Below are 19,871 nucleotides of genomic sequence, written 5' to 3' on the forward strand. Positions count from 1 at the left end.
TGTTATTCGGTGAGTACCTTTGCAGTATCGCTGCTGGATTTGACGTTGCAGCCTTTTAATACCAGTTGGCTAATGAGGTGTGCAGCGTCTTCATAATCCGTCGCGGTCAGTGATGTTTTTCCCATCACTGCATTTATTTGCCAACTAAAATCAGCATAAGTCTGTGTTGAAGACCAGATCATGAATAATAGGTGATGCGGCGATACATTGTCCATTTGGCCTGCATCAATCCACTGCGTAAATTTGTCGAGTAAAAAGGTACTCTGATTCATTAGACGTTGTCTTATCTCTGGCGACAAGAGAGGCGAACCTCGCATGATCTCATTTGCGAATACTTTTGATGCATAAGGATAATCTCGTGAGATGAGTAGCTTCGTTTTAATGTATTCGGTCAACGCGACAGCGGGATCATTAATCGTGATCATGGGATGGGTTGCGCTGAGTAATGGTTCGATGATCGTTTCCAATACCGCAGTGTACAAGGTTTCTTTATTGCCAAAATAATAATAGACATTGGCTTTAGGTACACCGGCAAGTTTTGCTATATCAATAGTTTTCGTTGCAGCATAACCTTCACTGGCAAATACTTGACTGGCAGCCTTTAAAATTTTGCCTTCGTTTTTCTTCCGTATGGTCGACATTATTTTATTCATCCCTTCGCAGTTACTTACATCAATGACAATAAATAGATGACCATTTATTTAATACAGTTGGTATTACAGAAATCATACAATAATTTTACAAAACAACTTGACCTTTGGGTCAGGTTTTTATCTAATAGTGATAGCACGAATATTCAAGCTGCGCACACAGTTTGAATATGATGTTTACTTATTTGGCAATGGTACTTTATTCCTTTCGACTTATTGCCTAGCTACCGCTATTTGAATATTTTATATCAAAGAAGTAAGTATACTTTATCCTGAAATTTCCAGCTAGGTTGGTTATAAGTCCAGGCGTAATTATTTGGTTAAATATTACGACAGGAGTAGCAATTGCTACTCCTTTTTTTTGCCTAGTGTTTAGGAATAAAAGTATAGTTATTGATAATATGATCGTATTTTACATGTAAATCTTGAATTTGTAGCAGTAAGTTTTTATTTTTTAACGTGAGCTGTTGCTGGCTATTGTTAAGGTGGGAAATTGTTTGCTGACTTGTGGTGAGTTGCTGTTCGAGTTCGTTAAGTTGTTGCAGTAACGACACTTGTTCTTGAATGACATTTTGTTGTATTTGCTCTTGCAGGTGGTTTTGCTTTTCTATTTGATTTAGTGAGTTCGGCTCTATGACTTTAATAGGTACTTCTGGTAAAAAAAGAGCGGATGCTGACTTATCCTTAATTTGTAGCAATGGCCCATATTCTGTTAATTCAATTTTTTTCTCATTAAATTGTGTACGAGGATATGCCGTATTGGTATTAAGCGTATCGTTGTAACCAGGTAAAATAAGTAAACTATTTACTTTTAGTCTATTTTTATCTTGGTTAATAAATGCCTGTGGATTGAGATCAAAAACTAAATTCATGAAGTGGTCACGTGACATGTTCTCTGGTGCTCGTTGTTTCGCTATCGAAGACAGCGTTTCTCCTGTTCGCACCGGACCGTGTCTGAGTTTACTGCTAATGCCTACTGTTAATTGATTCACGATAATGTCTTGCGAGGGGTTGCCTTGTAGCGCATGCTCTGGAGAGTTATGCGCTTGTACTTGGTGGGTTGTTACTGACATTCCGAGCCATAATAATGTATATAATTTGCATCCATTCAACATTTAACTACCTTAAATTATCTTGCTACCTTACTGTTAATACTAGTGTACTTTTGTATTTGTAGCTGCTGGTGGACATTGATTTAAGGCTATTTTATGTGCTAATTAATGCGGTGCTATCCCATTGTTGGCTAAACTCGGTAAATGCGGTGATTAATTCACTTTTGAATTTTTGTTTGTGCATAATAATTTTATACTGCCGCTCTAATTTTTTATCGAGCTGTAATATACGTACGCGCTTGTTTGCTAACGCATGTGTTGCACTGAATTTAGATACGCAAGCGAGTCCGAGTCCTGCTGCAACAAAGTTAAGTTGTGCTTCGATAGAGTTGAGCTGGTAAGCAAGCTGCCATTGCGGAATGCTTGGGGCAATATGGCCATCAAAGAAAGCACGACTACCAGAGCCTACTTCACGTAGAACCCATGGATTATCTGTGAGGTCTGCGAGCTGTAATACTGTTTTTGTCAGTAGCGGGTGATCAGAGGCCGCAATGATACACATTTCATCTTTTATCCAAGGAATAGTTTCGATGTCATTATGGTTTACGTCACCTTCAATCAGTCCCATATCCAGTTGGTAGTGTAATATCATCTCGGCAATCTTCGCGCTGTTACTGATGTGTAAGGTTTGCTGCGTGTGTGCTGTTTGCTGTCTAAATTGTGCAATTAACCAAGGACATATTTGATTTCCTATGGTTTCACTTGCCCCTATGGCTAACTCTCCAATAAGCTGACCAGATTGTTGAAACAGGGTATCAATACTTGCTGCGCGGTGCAGTAGTTCATCGGCGACAGGTAATAAGCGTTGGCCGTATGGATTAAGGTGCAAGCGGTTATTTGTACGGTCAAAAAGTTGCTGCCCTAGCTGATTTTCAAGCTCGCTTAATGCCATGCTCACGGCTGCTTTGGTTAGAAATAAATGCTTAGCAGCATGAGTAATACTTTGCTGTTGACTCACGGCAACAAATACACGTAATTGTTTTAATGATAAATTCATGTTTGTTCAATTTCCCTTAACTACACATTAAAAACATATAGATTTTATTAACATTAGGCTAGGCATATAATAGCTTTATCAACAAGTGAGGTGCATTATGTTAAACCAAATTAGAAGTAATTTTAAACTCTTACCAACGCCAGCAGCAGGTCTTGCTTTAGGTATATCATCACTGGGCGCATTGTGGGAGTCAGAATATGGCTTTCATGGTTATATCAAAATAGTGACTGCAATTATTGCTGCTGTGATTCTTATCTCATTGTTATTACGCTTTATTATTCATCCCAAAACACTTTGGAATGACTTGTCTCATCACGTTGTCGGTAGTGTCGTTCCAACATTTGCGATGGGAACAATGGTTGTATCAAATTCGTTATTTTCGTCATACCCTGTGGTATCAACAGGTATTTGGCTGACTGCAATCGCAGTACATTTGGTCTTTTTAGTGCTGTTTCTTTACCACCGCTTTCAAGATATGCAGCTACATCATATGGTTCCAAGCTGGTTTGTGCCACCTATTGGTTTAGTTGTTGCTGTATTTACCTGTCCTCAACCTGAACAATTTCAATCTATTTGTTATGCGATTTTAGCATTTGGTATCGTCAATTATGCATTGTTATTACCTGTGATGCTCAATCGTCTTATTTTTGGTGACAAAATTCAAGCGGGAGCAAAACCATCAATTGCAATATTAGCGGCGCCTGCGAGTCTTTGTTTAACAGGGTATTTAGATTTTATGTCACAACCATCGCCAATTATTGTTGCGGTATTACTCGGTATTGCATTACTGATGACGGTCGTTACTTACATGGCGTTACTGCATCTTGCTCGCTTAACATTTAATCCTGGTTTTGCAGCCTTTACATTCCCGTTAGTGATTAGTGCTAAAGCGCTTTATAGCGTCGGTGATTGGTTCGAACGTATTGGCATTGCCTCGCACTATATCTCTCAATTGCATACAGTTGCTTTATTTGAATTATTAGCAACTACAGCCGTCGTGACTTGGGTTGCTGTATGTTACTTAAAATGTTTAGTCATTAAATTACACGCTATGTATACCGCACGCCAAGCTCAGATTACGGTATTAGTATAAAATACGGTATGGGTTATAAGGTATATTTATAATGTATATGGTGATAAAGTAGCGTTTGTTGAAACTGACCATCCTTCTCGAGCCAAAAGTTATGTATATAGAACAAGATATTACTGATGTTGCTGTTGGTGCATACATCGAGAAGATAACATTTCAAACAGGCAGTTTCAGACTTACTCAAGCAGAGTGGGTTAAAAGTGAAATAGTGATTAATAAGCTGATTGAATTAGGTATTAAACGCGTACTCGTGGATACCGAAAAGTTTGATGCACAAATGGCTGCAGGTGCTGTTGCTCGTGGTAACTCAACAAAAAATGACGAAAAGCATAAATATAAAGAGAGGGTGACACAAGCTAAAGCGCTTATTTCAACCTCTAAAGATGTACAGAAAAAACTATTCAAGCATATTGAAGAAGGGTTGGAAATCGACCTTTGTTCTGTCAAAACCCTCACCACTGAATTAATCGATACCTTATTTACTAACTCAGATGCATTGATGTGTGCGATTAATATTCGTAATAAAGATGAGTATTTGTTAGAGCATTCATTTGCGGTATCGATGCTCATGGCATTGTTTGCTCGTTATATCGGGATTGAAAAAGCAACGATTAGAGAGTTAGCCATTGGTGCTTTCTTGCATGATATTGGCAAAATACGCACACCAGATGAAATTTTAAATAAACCGGGTAAATTGACCGTTGATGAATTTGCAGTGATGAAATTACATGTTAATCACTCTATCGATATTATTAAATCAATACCGGGTATTTCTAAAACCAGCTTGGATGTGGCAGCGCAGCACCATGAAAAGCTGAATGGCGGTGGTTACCCTCTCGGTCTTTCAGGTCAACAGATATCTAAATACGGCAGGATGCTGTCGATTTGCGATATTTATGACGCATTAACGGCAAACCGTTGTTATAAAGAAGGTTCAACCCAGCTAAAAGCATTTGGTATTCTGCGTAGCCTTGCGCAAGATGGGCAATTAGATCTGAGCTTGGTTCATGCTTTTATTAAATGTATGGGGATTTATCCGGTAGGCTCACTGGTTAAACTAAACTCTAATCGTTTAGCCATCGTCGAAGGTTATAATCATGCAGACCCAATTCGCCCGAAAGTGAACTCGTTTTACTGTTTAAATACAAAAGATTTTGAATTATCAAATAAGATCGATTTATCTATGGTAGAAGACGAGATTTCAAGCTCTGTCAGAGCAGATGATTTTGACTTAGATATGGAAGAAATAATGCGTTTCTTAGTTAGCGAAGCGTAGGTTTACAGTTAATAGTTTACCCCAAATAACCTTTCAAAAGCCTGTAATATTTAACTGCTAACTGCTAACTGCTATCTGCTTTCTATGGTGTCATATTAAGTATGTTGTATTAGCTAAAGAACTTATGCTCCATATTACTGGAAAGTATAATATTTAATAGCCTCGAAAAACTAAGAAAAATACACATATAGCTGCCATAGCCAAAAAATATAAAATTGCAGGGCCAGAGTTTCCGTTTTTTACCTCAGAAGCTAAATAAGCATTAAATTCCTTTTTACTTTGTCTTCGCCCATGGCTTGAAGCCATATTGTGTTCACCAAGAGGAGTTTTACCATCAGTAACGTATTGTTTTGCAGCTGATAAAGTCGGTAATGGGCCTAAATCATGTTCTTGCTCGCTATTTAATACATACCAGCTTGAACCATCTCTAATTATGTATCTTCCATCTGATACAGAATATTGCCCCGCCTTAATCCTTTTCACAGTAACCATACTTGCTCCATCGTCTTATTAGGACGTCTAGGATTCTTTAGTCCATTTACTATTACAAGGAGCAATTAACCCATTGAAAAATAAATTGTATTAGAAATTGTTTTATAGTCTGTTTCTGACAAGTAGAGTGTCTTGCACTTTATAAGTAAGACTAGTTATGCAACTGATTATATTGATATTAATTTCACTGGCAAGATAAATCTGATTGTCTTCTAGCGATTTGAGATTGCTTACCAAAAGGCTAATGATATTGTATGAAACAATACTATTTAAAGGTTTTTATTAAGTATGAATATTGTTTATCAGAGGGTTAATTTTATATGTTCAAATGTTAACAAACTAATATGAGTATTTCGTGGGTGGGTCATAACAATGACTAACTCTTGGGCATCACTGAGTAAAAAAATAGACAAACCTTAGTTTGTCTATTTCGAATTAGCTTTTCTTAACGCTGAATATTCACAACATTTACGATGCGCTATTTGTTAATCGATTACCCGTGATGATAATCATGTCATAAACAGTAAGCAGCTTGTGTCTTACGCTATGTACTATCAGGGCCGATAAGGCTGATACGATGAACGCGCCTGCAATATCAAAAGGAAAATGCACACCAATATAAACACGGGAAAGACCGCCAATTAGGGCTAGTGTAGTCAACCCAAGTGCCATTTTTCTTGTTGTTTGATAGAACAGTAAACTGATTGCGATACAAAACATAAACGTCGTATGGTCTGATGGAAATGACGAGTTTGCAGTGTGCTCGACAAGTGTTGTACCAAGATCATTCATGAATGGGCGAGGGTGGAAGTACACCTTTGCAATAAGCGAATTGATGCTAATACCAACAACCGATGCCAGTGTTGCACCAATCAGATAACGCTTAGATTGTTCCGTACTGCGAAACCAGACCGCAATGACGAATGCGATAAAGAAATAGGGAAACCCTTCGGCTGCAATAATGAAAATGTAATCAAGTAATTGATTCTGCCCAGCAAATTGATTAATGCTGTTAAAAAGTGCGGTATTTAGTTGTTCCATTGTAATGTCTTATCTGTGTTAGTTCGACGATAAGACAGTACTGGCAGGGTTTTGTTCCACTTAATTGATATATCCCCACTTACATTGCTGTAAATAGGGATACTAAAGGTTGGATATATTATGTGGAGGGCTTATATTTTAGCACCTTGGTTAATCCAATTAATCACGACTGTGCGTTCATCATCTGTCATCTTAGTAATGTTACCTTGCGGCATTACTCGATTACGTACTGCTGATAATACGCGATCTGAATTCAGTTTGATGTTTTCTGGTGTATTCAGATGTACACCTGCCATCGGAGCAACACCGCTTGTTGCATGGCATATTGCACAACGCTCTGCGACAATACTTTGTACTTCACTAAATGCCACTTGTGGTGCGCTATTGTCAGCTGTCGGTTTAGTCACATACGCTAACGTGATCATCGCGAAAGCGGCAAACGGTAACGTCCACGCATATTTCTGGTGCTGATGACGGGTGTTAAAGTAATGGCGTACTAACACACTAATAATAGACACAGCTGCTAATATCAACCAATTGTACTCACTGCCATACGTACTTGGAAAGTGATTACTGATCATGATAAATAACACTGGTAAAGTCAGGTAGTTATTATGGCGTGAACGTAATAATGCTTTCGCTGGATCTTTTGGATCTGGTTGTTCACCCTTTGATACTGCTGCAACCATTTTACGCTGGCCCGGCATGATCACAAAGAACACGTTACCCACCATGATTGAACCTATCATTGCACCCACATGAATGTAAGCGGCGCGACCTGTAAAGACAGTCGATAACCCATAGGCGACGGCAATAATCATCAGTAGTAATACGAGTCCCATTAATGCAGGCTTCTGTGCTAATGGTGATTCACATAATAGATGGTAAACAATCCAGCCCACAACAATTGTCGCGATACCAATCGCAATACCTTGCCATTCTGTTAAGCCAGACTCGGGTGATATCAACATGGATTGCGCATTAAAGTAATACACGACCGTTAATAGTGAAATACCACTGAGGAACGTTGTATAGGCTTCCCACTTAAACCAATGCAGTGTTTCTGGCATTTTTGCTGGTGCGAGTTTGTATTTTTCTAAATGATAAATACCACCACCATGAATAGCCCAAAGATCACCCGCTAAACCGGTTTTTGGGTTAATACGATTAAGGTGATTCTCTAGCCAAACAAAATAAAATGAGGCACCGATCCACGCGATACCAAAAATCATATGCATCCATCGAATCGCAAGATTCAGCCATTCCGTAATATGCGGATCCATAAATACTCCCTGTTATTATCGTTGCGTACCAAGTACGCTTTTATTAAATATATGCGTTAGTGTTTAAAGCCTACTGACTGGTATTTCAAGTACACGAGTTTCAGCATCACTAAAATGCACTTCTTCACAGTTATTACCTGAGCCAGCACGATCAACCACTAAAAACTGGTCTTGATCTGTTAATGCAAGAATAGGGTGATGCCATACACCCTTGTGATAATTAACACCTTGTGAACCATCACTGATAAACCCACGTATAGTCTGACTGTCTAACCGATCACTATTTAGATCTCGGGTTGGTGCTGCGACTAAAATTAAATAGGCATTACCAAGCAAAGGAATGAAAGCCTGCGAGCCTAATGGGTGGCGCTCCATCATGGTTACCGATAATGGATAAACAAGCGGTGTTGCTTGAAAAATACTGATAATGGCACTTCCACCTTCAGTATCGACATTGGCAAGTTGATGGTAACGACGGGTAGATCCATTGTTGATCATGAAATAATCACGATCAGCCGTTGCGATCACATCCCCGTAAGGTTTAAATGCCTCGGCTGTTAATGGCTCAAGTGTAATGGTGCTAGTCATCATTTTGATACAGTGCCGTACAAACGAACACGACTAATGCCGCCATCAGGATAAATGTTAACGCGGATATGCGTGATATCACCGAGCGTGTTCACTTGTTCTTGGTAATGGTGAATATTATCAGCAGATAATTTTTGTGCTGGTAACAGTTCACGCCAGAATAAACTCTGCGCTTGGATCTGCTCCTCTGTACCGCCAGCGACACAGGCTGCTTGGATGTTTACTGAGTCTGGGAAGTTACCTTTAAAGTGTGCAGTATCAATTTCAATACGGTTAATAGAGCCCTTGTTACCTAACGCGATAATTACCCAGTCATTACCCGGTGTGCGACGACGAGCAGTTTCCCAGCCATCACCCATGTTGATACCACGACCTGGGTTTAATAAGTTCCCCATTACGCCAAAATGTTCATCATTACAGGCTATCGCACGACCACCATTAACGGTTGCTGCAAGGTCAATTTCTTGATCCGCGCTGATGTCATTCCAGTTAATACTTGGTTTACCGTAAATACGTAAACGTGCCACGCCACCGTCAGGATAGATATTAAGACGTACGTGGGTATAAACAGTATCACTGGTTAGGCTGAATAAATGTTCGCTATCTCCCTGCAAAGATTCAGACCCTAAGATCTCTGTCCATGTTGTATCTTCTTGAGGGTCTTGGCCATCAGCAATAAAGCAGGCATCAACAGACGCTGAAGGTGCGTAATTTCCTGTGAAGTTTGATGTATCAATGTTTAAGCCTTCAATCGAACCGGGTAAACCAAGACGAACAACACAATAGTCATAACCTTCATGACGCTTACGGCGAGATTCCCAACCGTCCATCCATTTACCATTTTCATCGTACAAGTCGGGTACAAATACCGCCGCTTCTTTTTTTAGCATGCGTTGTTTATCTGCGAAAAAATCATCCGTTGCAAAAATAGCTTCAGCGCCTAGGTTTTCATCGGCAAGGTTAATATGGCGGTCAAAGTTTAATACTGTTGTCATTGTTGTCGTCCTTGTTATAAATCGTTTAAGCGAAATGCGGCTATTTTGTTTATTTCTACTAGCGCTTGCTTGAATTCGGTGTCGATATCGTTTTGAATGCGACGTTTAAAATCCGCTAAGATTAGAAAGCGGTTTGCGCCACGCACTGCTTTAATAAAAGGGAAGTTGAACTTCGCTTTGTAAGCATCGTTGAGTTGCGTGAAACGGGTAAATTCTTCAGGAGTACATTGATCAATACCGGCACCTGACTGCTCTGATGTTGAGGCTGCTGTTAATTCACCATTCACCGCGGCACGCCCAGCTAAATCGGGATGGGCATTGATTAAAGCAAGCTTTTTAACATCGCTTGCGGCTAATAAAATATTGGCCATACATTCTTGTAAGATCGCTATTTCATTAATATCGCCATCGATACCTTGATGCAGGTATTGTTGATAGGCTTCCTCTGCAACCCAAGGGCTGTGTTCGTATATATCAGCAAACACAGCAATAAAATCAGGCTGAGATAATTGAGTGGGAATGCAGGTACTAAAATGTGTCATGTTATGATTCCTGATAAGGATGATTTTCAAGCCAGTGATTGGCGATTTGCTCTCGAGTGCATAACCACACATCATCATGTTGTTTAACGTAATCTAAAAAACGTTTGAGTGATGCAATTCGTCCCGGGCGACCGATTAAGCGGCAATGTAAACCGACAGACATCATTTTGGGTGATGTCGCGCCTTCTTCGTAAAGGGTGTCAAAGCTGTCTTTTAAGTACTGAAAGAACTGCTCGCCACTGTTAAAGCCTTGTGGTGTGGCAAAGCGCATGTCATTCACATCTAATGTATAAGGGATCACTAAGTGGGGCTTGTTGTTGGCTTTGACCCAATAGGGCAGGTCATCGTCATACGCATCAGAGTCATACAAAAAACCACCTTCTTCTGCGACTAAGCGACGTGTATTTGGTCCCAATCGACCGGTATACCAGCCTGTCGGACGTTTGCCTGTTAGTGCTTTGATAATATCGATGGCTTTATATAAATGTTCTTTTTCTTCGGCTTCGTCGGTGTACTGATAATCCAGCCAACGATAACCATGACTGCAGATCTCGTGATTAGCAGCAACAAAGGCTTTTGCTACATCAGGGTGTCTTTCTAGGGCCATTGCGACTGCAAATATGGTCAGTGGTATTTGATATTCATCGAATAAGTTTAATAGACGCCAAACACCGACACGGCTGCCATACTCATAACAAGATTCCATACTGAGATTACGCACACCCTGTAATGGTACTGCACCGGGCATTTCAGATAGAAAGGCTTCTGACTCACTATCACCATGCAATACACAACGTTCGCCACCTTCTTCGTAATTAAGTACAAATGAAATTGCTAAACGTGCTTTGTTAGGCCAATTGGCACGTGGCACATCTTGGCCATAACCAATAAGATTTCTGGGATAGGCAACAGTCATTATGACTCCTTGTAACGAGTATGTTTTGCTAATCACTCTTTAGATTATAGATAAGTAATTAAGTTGTTATACAATTATTACAACTATTGTGTACAAAATCCATAACTTTATGTAACAAGATTGTAATAACTTATTTCATACCTAATTGGAGGTTATTTAATGATGTATGACTATATTTGATCATTTATTACTGATTATTCCTCGGTATTAAGGGATGTTTGTTGTGTTTTTAAAATAAAAAGGTGATTAATAATTTAACTTTTGTGTGTTTTTCTGTAATCATATGAAACATAAATTTAACATTTTGTATCGATCTATGTGTGCAACCTTTAATTTAGACGATATTTAAACCGTGATATTTAATGATGACAGTAAGGTATTTTTGATTATGAGTGGACTCAGTACACATGTACTTGATACAGCGAATGGCGTACCCGGTGCAGGGATTACGATTAAATTATATAGGGTAGAAGCAGATCAATTACATTTGCTCGTCTCAACAGTGACAAACAGCGATGGGCGTACCGATGCATTGCTATTAACCAGTGATGAACTGCGTATTGGTCAGTATCAACTACAATTTGATACGGCTGATTATTTTCGTTCACGTGGCGCACCTGTCCCTGAAACCGCTTTTTTAGATGATATTGTTATTCGTTTTGGCATTAACAATACTGAAGAGCATTATCATGTGCCGCTATTAGTATCGCCATTTAGCTATTCAACTTATCGGGGTAGTTAGCAAAAGGCGAAGCATGAAAGAATCAATGATAAAAACGTAAAATCGGTAAAGCCGAATACAACAAGGGAAGTATGATGGATAAAACACAACAAGGAACTGAGCTGCAGGGATCACCTAAAGGTGGTTTACTAGAGCGGTTATTTAAACTCTCTGAGCATGGCACAACAGTGAAAACCGAGCTGATGGCAGGGTTAACAACCTTTGTTACTATGGCTTACATTATTTTTGTAAACCCAGACATTATGTCAAAAACTGGTATGGATAAGGATGCGCTAATTGTTGCAACTTGTATCGGTGCGGCAATTGGTTGTATGTTGATGGGTCTCTATGCTAACTGGCCTGTCGGCCTTGCACCGGGCATGGGGCTTAATGCTTTCTTTACGTATACTGTTGTATTTGACATGGGTTATACATGGCAGGTTGCGATGGCGGCGGTATTCGTGTCAGGCGTACTGTTTGCGATGATGAGCTTTTATAAGATCCGAGAATGGATATTAGACAGTATTCCGCAAAGTTTACGCTATGCAATGACCGCGGGTGTTGGTCTATTCTTAGGTATCATTGGGTTTAAAAGTGCAGGGATCGTTGTTGCCTCTCAACCTACGTTAGTGACGATGGGTAATTTTAAAGAGCCAAGCGTCTTACTTGCCGGATTAACTTTTCTTATTATTGGTTCATTATTCCGCCGAAACTTATTTGGTGCGGTATTAGTGGGTATGTTAGTCACAACACTTGCTGGTATTCCACTAGGTTTAGTTTCTGCGCCTGCTACTATTATTTCTACACCACCAAGCATTGCACCTTTATTCATGGCGATGGATTTTGAGCACCTGTTTTATAGCGCAGAAGGCTTATTTAATGTCGGCATGACGAGTGTTATTATTTCATTCTTGTTTGTGAACATGTTTGATACGGCTGGCACGTTAATGGGTGTCGCGGATAAAGCGAATCTGATTAATGAAAAAGGTGAGATTGAAAACCTGAAAAAATCATTAAAAGCCGATTCTGTATCAAGTGTGCTAGGTGCGTGTGTTGGTTGCCCGCCTGTTACGTCATATGTTGAAAGTGCATCTGGTGTTGCTGCTGGTGGCCGAACAGGTTTAACAGCGGTCACTGTTGGCGTATTATTCTTAGCGGCGACTTTCTTTACTGATGTGGCGTTAATTATTCCAAGTTATGCGACTGCAGGCGCACTTATCTTTGTATCATTTTTAATGATGAGCGGTTTGAGTAAAATTAACTGGGATGAGTTTACCGATTATGTACCTGCCTGCATTACTGCGATAATGATGGCATTTACCTTCTCGATTGCGAATGGTATTGCACTTGGTTTTATTGCTTATACGTTCTTAAAAGTAGGTTCAGGCAAAGCGAGCGAGATATCAATTAGTATTTGGGTATTAACAGCAGTGTTCGTGGCTAAATTAGCATTTATGTAAACACGGGTTAACCCAATAAAAAAGCCACTGATGCTGTCTCCAGTAATGGGAAACAATCAGTGGCTTTTTGTTTGCACAGCTTAGATAAAAGCTTGTACGATTTAGATTAATCGTACTGTGATATCAGACTATGACTATTTTGCGTTATAAATTGTCGTATCTAATTCTTTCTCTGACTTAGCAATAATCACTGACGCAGCGATATCACCCGAGATATTAACGGTAGTACGTGCCATATCAAGAATACGATCGATACCAGCAATTAATGCCACACCTTCAACTGGTAATCCTACCGTCGTTAGTACTAACGTCAACATGATTAGACCTGCACCCGGTACGCCAGCTGTACCAATCGATGCCAATGTTGCGGTTAAGACAATCGTAATATATTCAGGCATACCTAAATCAATACCAAATGCTTGCGCAACAAATAATGTTGTCACACCTTGGTAAAGCGCTGTACCGTCCATGTTAATGGTTGTACCAAGTGGTAGTACAAAGCTTGATACGCCTTTTGATACACCCAGTTTCTCACGCGCACATTTCATTGATACAGGTAAGGTACCTGCACTTGATGTTGTCGTGAATGCAACAACTTGAGCATCAACAATACCGCGGAAATACTGTACCGGACTTAGCTTCGCGATAAATACAATCAGCGCACTGTAAACACCAAGTACATGTAAGATACTACCAAGGTAAACGGCACCAATTACTTTCATCAATGGTAATAATAAGGTTAAACCGTATTTACCTGCGACCCATGCCATTAATGCGAATACACCGTAGGGTGCTAACTTCATCACTAGGTCTGTCAGTTTATACATCGCTTCAGCAAGGCTTTCGAACACTGCCACAGCAGGTTTACCTTTTTCGCCAATCAATGTCAGCGATACACCAAGTGCAACCGCGAATACAATGATTTGTAATATATGACCTTGAGCAAGCGCACTGACTGGGTTAGTTGGTACTAACGCAACAAGGGTGTCTGCTAACGATGGTGTTGCTTTTACCACTTCAGCTTGTTGAGCAACAAGCTCTAAACCAGCACCAGGTTGTAATACATTACCTAATACAAGACCAATCGTGATCGCAACGGCTGTTGAGATGAGATAGAACAACACGGCTTTAAAACCAATGCGACCCATTTTACTGGTGTCTTGCATTGAGGTGATACCAACAATGATTGAACAGAAAACCAGTGGCACAATTAACATCTTAATCGTGTTAACAAAGAATGATCCGATTGGTTTTAGTACGACAGCATCTTCACCAAAAATAATACCTACGGTAATACCGAGGATCATACCGATAACAATTTTTTGCCAAAGGGGTAAATTAAACCATAATTTTTGGCTTAAAGTGGGGGTACCTACTGATTCAGTATTACTCAAAATTGACGTCCTCTGCTTTCTGTATCGTATTGTGTAGCATAACTTGATGCATATTTAGCGTCAGTCAGCCTAGCTAAGAGGGGTCAGTCTATCGGCCAAGTTGTAAATGTAAAGCCATTCATGCTTAATTTTGAGTAATACTTAGTTATATTGACTATACCGTGCTTTTTAATTGGTTTTCCTGTCGATTAAATGAGCTTTGTTTAACTAAAGTGAGATACTGTTGACGATTCTGTTATTAGTGTGTAATTATTTCATTATCTTTTTCACGTCATCGATAAGTGCTTTATAACCATCGGTAATTAATACAACTATCGTATCGTTTGAATGTGGTTTTTGTGCTTTTTGCTTAATATAAACAACCAAGGTAACACCAACAAAAAAAGAAATAAGCATAGAGATAGCCCTTATATAGAGAGTGGAATTTAGGATTTCTATAGTAACATAATCAGATATTCGTAAAATACTCGAGTTGTACTATAAACATTATAAAGGAATGTAATGTATAAATTTTTAATAACAAAGACAGCCCAAAAAGTGTATTTTGTGCTGCTTACAGTGTTTCTTCTAGATACGTTTATTGTATCTTTACAGTCTAATGCGGTTGCAAGTTCAAACCCTAAGGTTCACTCAGAATTGGTCAGTCTGGCAGCCCCTATTACCAGCACAAGTGCAGAGCAACCCCGTGAACTTGCATCTCAGCCCTCTTCTATGTTTGTTGTACCAGCCATAGCTTCTCAGAAAACATTACGTGTATTAACGTGGGCTGGTGGTGAAATCATTTTTCCGCGCCGTGGGCACCCTCAAGATATCGAATTAGATTATCTACAGCAATTTGCTGATGACAAGAATTTAAAGATTGAAAAAATTCGGGTAAAGAAATTTGTAGATCTTATTCCTATGTTATTAGCAGGGAAGGGCGATCTTATTGCGGCCAACCTGACGAAGACGCGAGCCCGTGCTAAATTAGTGAGCTTTAGTGAACCTTTTTTACTGACTAAAGAATATCTAGTGATGGGCAAGCAAGCTAAAAGTCTAAAATCAGGTAAAGATTTAAATGGTCGCGAAATTGTTATCCAAAAAGGGAAAAGCTATGAATCGACAGCGCTTGGATTACAAAAAGTGTACCCTAAACTGAAGGTGCGTTTAATTGACAGTGCGCTGAGCCACGAAGCTTTGTACGATAAATTAGCGAGTGGTGAGTATGATATTACGATCCAAGATAAAAATTTAATTAAGTCTGCAAGTGCCTACCGTGATGATATCAAAATGAGCTTGCAAGCAAGTGCGACTCGTCAGCTTGCATGGGGTGTAGCGCCTAGCAATAAAACGTTATTAAAAGAATTAAATCAATTTTTAAAAGAACAAAATTTAATAGCGAAAAGTAAACCCAAAACAAGCCGAACACATAAAACCCAATGGCAAAAAATTCAAGAAACCAAAACCGTGCGGTTTGTATTACGTAACAACCTCTCCTCTTATTATATTTGGCGTGGCGAATTACTTGGTTTTCACTATGAACTAGCTAAACGTTTTGCGAAAGAACACAAGCTGCGTTATGAAATCATCGTCGCACCCAATAATGTTGCGTTATTGGATTACCTACTCGAAGATAAAGCTGATATTGCATTGGGCTTCTTAACGCCAACCGAACAGCGAAGAAATAAGGGCATCGCATTTTCTCGTCCTTATCACTACGCGTCAGAACTGGTTGTTGCAAGTAAGGACCGTGCGGAAATAACCTCTGAAGCCGATCTCGCTAATAGTAATATTTATATTAGACCATCCAGTTCGTATTGGGAAAGTGCGGTTGCACTGAAAAAAACAGTGAGCAATATTAACCTGATAGGAGTGCCTGAAAGTCAGGAAACAGAATCAATTATTGATAAAGTAGGCGATAAAGAATATGAATTGACGATCGCAGATAGTCATATTGTGGATATTGAAATGACCTTCCGTGATGATATCCAGTCTTTAATGGCGCTTGGCGCACCTAAGTCGCAAAGTTGGGCAATTGCATCGGGTAATAATAAATTATTAGCGAAATCAAATGCCTTTATCAAGAAGCATTACAAGGGGTTATTTTATAATGTTATTTACAATAAATATTTCAAAAATCAAAAACGATTAGATACGCATTATAAAGATTATGTGCTTCAAAATAATTCAGGGGTTCTTTCACCTTACGATGACATAGTAAAAAAATATGCAAGTTTATATGATTTTGATTGGCGTTTATTAGTGTCTCAGATGCATCAAGAAAGTCGTTTTAACCCGACAGCTAAATCAATGGCTGGTGCGAAAGGCTTATTTCAATTAATGCCGCGTACAGCGAAAGAATTGGGTATTCCTGATGTGCATATCCCTGAGCAAGGTATCAAAGCAGGTGTGCTGTATATGAACTGGGTTCGTGAACGTATGCGTAAAGATAAAGTGCAAGAGGACGAGTTGATCTGGTTTACGTTAGCATCATACAACGCAGGTGCTGGACACGTTCGAGATGCCATTCGTTTAGCGAAGAAAAAAGGTTTACGTGGTGATGTGTGGTTCGATAATGTTGAAAAATCCATGTTGTTATTGTCTCAATCTAAGTATGCAGCAAAAGCCCGTTACGGTTACGTCCGTGGGCAAGAACCAGTAAATTATATTCGTGAGATCAGACGTCGATTTCAAACATATAAGAATATTTTAAAAGAAGAGGTTGTAGTGCGTAATTAAACGACAACTTATTAGCTAGAATATTGCGTTAGGTCATTCCATTTGGAATGACCTTTTTTATCTTCACAATAAATCTAGACATTCCTAAAGGGGTATTTTATGCTAATTTCATCTATTTTTTATACCGCTAAATTTCATGACTACATTATCCTCTTGGTTTCTTGCCACTCGCCCAAAAACATTATTGGTTGCACTTGCTGTTATTCTGCTAGGGCAAACACTTGCTTGGGTCGACTCTCCGTTTAACTTTAGCTTTTATATCGCCATACTTTGTATGATTTGTTGTATGGCACTACAAATTGCGGTTAATCTTTCTAATGACTATTTTGATGGTAAAAGTGGTGTCGATGGTGATGACCGATTAGGTCCTGACCGTGCATTACAGAAAGGGCTTATATCAGCAGAACATTTACGACTGGGCATCATTTCAATGTGCTCGCTGGCTATTATCACTGGCAGTTACCTTATTTATGTCGGTGGTTGGGCTTATGTTCTATTCGGTATTTTATCTCTTGTTGGTGTGTATATTTATAGTGGTGGACCTCGACCACTTGCGTCACATGGACTGGGTGAAGTCGCTGTTTTTCTTTACTTTGGTTGGCTAGCTGTTGTTGGTAGTTACTATTTACAGACGCAAGCACTGACTATCGATACATTTATACCTGCGAGTCAAGTTGGCTTTTTAGTTGTCGCGATTATGCTAGTGAATAACATCCGTGATATCGCCTCTGATCGACGTTCTAAAAAGTTTACGCTAGCCACTCGCCTTGGGGTTAAAGCAAGTAAGAATCTTTATAGCATCATGATCTTACTGCCTTCTATCTTGCTTATTTCAGATAGTTATCAAGGATTAATCATGGTGTTGTTATTACCTGTTCAAATCGCGTTATGTATCGCGATGTATCAACGTGATGGTAAACAATTAAATGCTCAATTGGCGCAAACATCAATGCTCGTATTATTGTGGGCAGGGGTGTACACGATTGATTTGATGGTAAGGTAATACAGATTGGGTGCTAACGCACTGAAGTAACAGGAATACCGAGTTAGAGGCTAACTCGGTATTTTTATTTGTGTTCTATTAATACTTAATAACGCGTTCTTTGTACTCGAGTTGGCATTGATGATGTATTTTCGTATAACTCAAACACACGCTTAAAATCAAGTTCTAGCTCTGTTGCGTATACATCTTCATTGACAGGGTAAGTCTGAACAACACGAGCACCACGGATAATACCGGATACTGACGCTTCCATTGACTCGCCTTGCAGTGTGCGTGATTTATAGTTGGTGTCACTGTAAATCTCTTGACCACTCACTTGTTCTGCCAGTTCGCGATAAGCATCTAATTTAGATGCTCGCATTGCATTAAGCATGCGCTCACTTTCACTATTACCCGGCTGAGAACTCAACGCAGCATAGCCAACTGCTTTAAGCACAGGGAATGTTTTTGGTTCCTTGATATCATAAACCGTATTTTTCTCTAATAGTGAACAGCCTGTTAAACTCACTAGGGTTGCAAGCATAAGTAAACGCAGATATTTCATTGATAAACCTTAATTTGTAATACGAACTGAAGGCGCTGAACCTGTGCGATAAATATAGCGACCACGGCCTTCTAATGGACCCATACTGTTTGAACCACCAATCACAAGGTGATTCGGAATAATGCCTTGTGATGTTGATTCAACAAAACCTGATTCCATATTAATCACGCGCATATTAACAATAACGCCTTCGCTGTTACGCGACATTGTGCCGGTTAGAATTCGAGATACAGGTAATTGACCACGTAGCTTTTTCCAATCACGTGTGAATACAAAGTCACCTTGACCTGTCACGCTGATTGTACCCGTCGTTTTATAATCAATAACCGGTATACGGCGGATTGTTAATTCGTGTATAAACGATTCTGATAACGTTTGGCCGAGCCAATTTGTTGTCGATAGATCGTCAAGATTTACGAAGGAAGTGACGGCAATCGGTTCATTATTCGGGATAATAGACAAATCATTGACGATCAGCTGATCCGCTAAACCACGTACGATAAAACTAAGTTCTTGGGTATAGTTTATCGGTTGATTCGGTAACAAACTTCTTGGGTACTTTGGTTCATAAGAATTACCATCCCACGTAGAGTGAGGTGGTGTTTCCTTCTCTGCTTCTGGCTGTACGGGCTGTTTTAATGCGCAACCAGTGAGTAGGGTAATTAGGCTGATAGCTATGACTGCCTTTTTCATATTACTTCCTTAAGTGCTTTAATTATTGTCGTTAAACCGTTATTTACTGCCTGTCGAAACGTTGCGGCGGTAAGGATAGGTATAAGGACTTCTAAATATATTATTGTACTGTTCTTTAGTAAGCACACTCTGTGCCATATTTGCATTATGGCCATTTGGCTGATAAATCGGCTGAACGATCACTTGTTTAATAACGACTGGCTGTACTTTCGTATTTGCGCCTGTCAGTAACACGTGTCCAGGTTCTTCAATCACGGTACATGCTGAAGTCAACACAACCGCTAAAGACGGCAGTAAAAAACGCTTCATATTCGATCCTAAATTTACGCGATGCGTGATAAGAGAGATGCATAACG

Annotated in this window: 21 protein-coding genes; 6 read left to right on the forward strand and 15 right to left on the reverse strand. The window is 39.5% G+C overall.

Annotation, left to right across the window (positions count from 1 at the left end; genetic code table 11):
* Positions 1-2: 2 nt before the first annotated feature.
* The 3 genes from HWV00_RS06245 to HWV00_RS06255 form a co-directional block, all read right to left on the reverse strand.
* Positions 3-641, reverse strand: coding sequence for a TetR/AcrR family transcriptional regulator (locus tag HWV00_RS06245; protein WP_211685256.1), 639 nt, complete (start codon positions 639-641; stop codon positions 3-5).
* 374 nt (positions 642-1,015) lie between these two features.
* A complete protein-coding gene (locus HWV00_RS06250; protein WP_211685257.1) occupies positions 1,016-1,723 on the reverse strand; it encodes a FimV family protein in 708 nt (235 codons plus the stop codon).
* A gap of 133 nt (positions 1,724-1,856) precedes the next feature.
* Positions 1,857-2,759 (reverse strand): LysR substrate-binding domain-containing protein, encoded by a 903-nt coding sequence (locus HWV00_RS06255; protein ID WP_211685258.1) that lies wholly within the window; start codon positions 2,757-2,759, stop codon positions 1,857-1,859.
* 97 nt (positions 2,760-2,856) lie between these two features.
* Here HWV00_RS06255 and HWV00_RS06260 point away from each other — a divergent pair, with 97 nt between their 5' ends.
* Together HWV00_RS06260 and HWV00_RS06265 are read left to right on the forward strand one after the other, a co-directional pair.
* On the forward strand, positions 2,857-3,852 hold the full coding sequence (locus tag HWV00_RS06260) for a TDT family transporter (RefSeq protein ID WP_211685259.1): 996 nt from the start codon (positions 2,857-2,859) through the stop codon (positions 3,850-3,852).
* 91 nt (positions 3,853-3,943) lie between these two features.
* Entirely contained in the window at positions 3,944-5,125 is a 1,182-nt protein-coding gene (locus tag HWV00_RS06265) for an HD-GYP domain-containing protein (RefSeq protein ID WP_211685260.1), read from the forward strand.
* Between the two features lie 153 nt (positions 5,126-5,278).
* On the opposite strand, the gene HWV00_RS06270 is transcribed toward HWV00_RS06265, so the two are convergent.
* The 7 genes from HWV00_RS06270 to puuE form a co-directional block, all read right to left on the reverse strand.
* Positions 5,279-5,617 (reverse strand): hypothetical protein, encoded by a 339-nt coding sequence (locus HWV00_RS06270; protein ID WP_211685261.1) that lies wholly within the window; start codon positions 5,615-5,617, stop codon positions 5,279-5,281.
* 468 nt (positions 5,618-6,085) lie between these two features.
* Positions 6,086-6,658 (reverse strand): undecaprenyl-diphosphatase, encoded by a 573-nt coding sequence (locus HWV00_RS06275; RefSeq protein ID WP_211685262.1) that lies wholly within the window; start codon positions 6,656-6,658, stop codon positions 6,086-6,088.
* Between the two features lie 131 nt (positions 6,659-6,789).
* Positions 6,790-7,941: a urate hydroxylase PuuD gene (locus HWV00_RS06280; protein ID WP_211685263.1), complete on the reverse strand. Its 1,152-nt coding sequence runs from the start codon at positions 7,939-7,941 to the stop codon at positions 6,790-6,792.
* A 63-nt stretch (positions 7,942-8,004) separates the two neighbouring features.
* A complete protein-coding gene (locus tag HWV00_RS06285) occupies positions 8,005-8,529 on the reverse strand; it encodes an ureidoglycolate lyase (RefSeq protein ID WP_211686385.1) in 525 nt (174 codons plus the stop codon).
* Positions 8,529-9,524, reverse strand: a complete 996-nt coding sequence (alc, locus tag HWV00_RS06290) for an allantoicase (protein ID WP_211685264.1) — start codon at positions 9,522-9,524, stop codon at positions 8,529-8,531. The genes HWV00_RS06285 and alc overlap by 1 nt, the downstream gene beginning before the upstream one ends.
* Positions 9,525-9,538: 14 nt before the next feature.
* On the reverse strand, positions 9,539-10,066 hold the full coding sequence (uraD, locus tag HWV00_RS06295) for a 2-oxo-4-hydroxy-4-carboxy-5-ureidoimidazoline decarboxylase (RefSeq protein ID WP_211685265.1): 528 nt from the start codon (positions 10,064-10,066) through the stop codon (positions 9,539-9,541).
* Between the two features lies 1 nt (position 10,067).
* Complete coding sequence (gene puuE, locus HWV00_RS06300) at positions 10,068-10,982, reverse strand: allantoinase PuuE (protein WP_211685266.1); 915 nt, start codon at positions 10,980-10,982, stop codon at positions 10,068-10,070.
* 388 nt (positions 10,983-11,370) lie between these two features.
* Between puuE and uraH the strand changes: the two genes are divergently transcribed.
* The gene (gene uraH / locus HWV00_RS06305; protein ID WP_211685267.1) at positions 11,371-11,724 is read left to right on the forward strand and encodes a hydroxyisourate hydrolase; all 354 of its coding nucleotides are present in this window, start codon (positions 11,371-11,373) and stop codon (positions 11,722-11,724) included.
* A 74-nt stretch (positions 11,725-11,798) separates the two neighbouring features.
* Complete coding sequence (locus tag HWV00_RS06310) at positions 11,799-13,163, forward strand: NCS2 family permease (RefSeq protein WP_211686387.1); 1,365 nt, start codon at positions 11,799-11,801, stop codon at positions 13,161-13,163.
* 134 nt (positions 13,164-13,297) lie between these two features.
* Here the strand turns inward: HWV00_RS06310 and HWV00_RS06315 are convergent, their stop codons facing one another.
* Both HWV00_RS06315 and HWV00_RS06320 read right to left on the reverse strand, forming a co-directional pair.
* Positions 13,298-14,557: a dicarboxylate/amino acid:cation symporter gene (locus HWV00_RS06315; protein ID WP_211685268.1), complete on the reverse strand. Its 1,260-nt coding sequence runs from the start codon at positions 14,555-14,557 to the stop codon at positions 13,298-13,300.
* Positions 14,558-14,806: 249 nt separating this feature from the next.
* Positions 14,807-14,953, reverse strand: a complete 147-nt coding sequence (locus tag HWV00_RS06320) for a hypothetical protein (protein ID WP_211685269.1) — start codon at positions 14,951-14,953, stop codon at positions 14,807-14,809.
* A gap of 105 nt (positions 14,954-15,058) precedes the next feature.
* Between HWV00_RS06320 and HWV00_RS06325 the strand changes: the two genes are divergently transcribed.
* A complete protein-coding gene (locus HWV00_RS06325) occupies positions 15,059-17,275 on the forward strand; it encodes a transporter substrate-binding domain-containing protein (protein WP_211685270.1) in 2,217 nt (738 codons plus the stop codon).
* A gap of 136 nt (positions 17,276-17,411) precedes the next feature.
* Complete coding sequence (menA, locus tag HWV00_RS06330; protein ID WP_211685271.1) at positions 17,412-18,278, forward strand: 1,4-dihydroxy-2-naphthoate octaprenyltransferase; 867 nt, start codon at positions 17,412-17,414, stop codon at positions 18,276-18,278.
* An 85-nt stretch (positions 18,279-18,363) separates the two neighbouring features.
* On the opposite strand, the gene HWV00_RS06335 is transcribed toward menA, so the two are convergent.
* Genes HWV00_RS06335 through HWV00_RS06345 form a run of 3 tightly spaced genes read right to left on the reverse strand, consistent with a single transcriptional unit; the run spans position 18,364 to position 19,824 of the window.
* The gene (locus tag HWV00_RS06335; protein WP_211685272.1) at positions 18,364-18,822 is read right to left on the reverse strand and encodes an LPP20 family lipoprotein; all 459 of its coding nucleotides are present in this window, start codon (positions 18,820-18,822) and stop codon (positions 18,364-18,366) included.
* 9 nt (positions 18,823-18,831) lie between these two features.
* Positions 18,832-19,515 carry a FlgO family outer membrane protein gene (locus HWV00_RS06340; protein ID WP_211685273.1) on the reverse strand — a complete coding sequence of 228 codons (684 nt, stop codon included), beginning with the start codon at positions 19,513-19,515 and terminating at the stop codon, positions 18,832-18,834.
* Between the two features lie 39 nt (positions 19,516-19,554).
* Positions 19,555-19,824: a hypothetical protein gene (locus HWV00_RS06345; RefSeq protein WP_211685274.1), complete on the reverse strand. Its 270-nt coding sequence runs from the start codon at positions 19,822-19,824 to the stop codon at positions 19,555-19,557.
* Positions 19,825-19,871: the final 47 nt, after the last annotated feature.

The sequence above is a fragment of the Moritella sp. 24 genome (assembly GCF_018219155.1).
Lineage (GTDB): Bacteria > Pseudomonadota > Gammaproteobacteria > Enterobacterales > Moritellaceae > Moritella.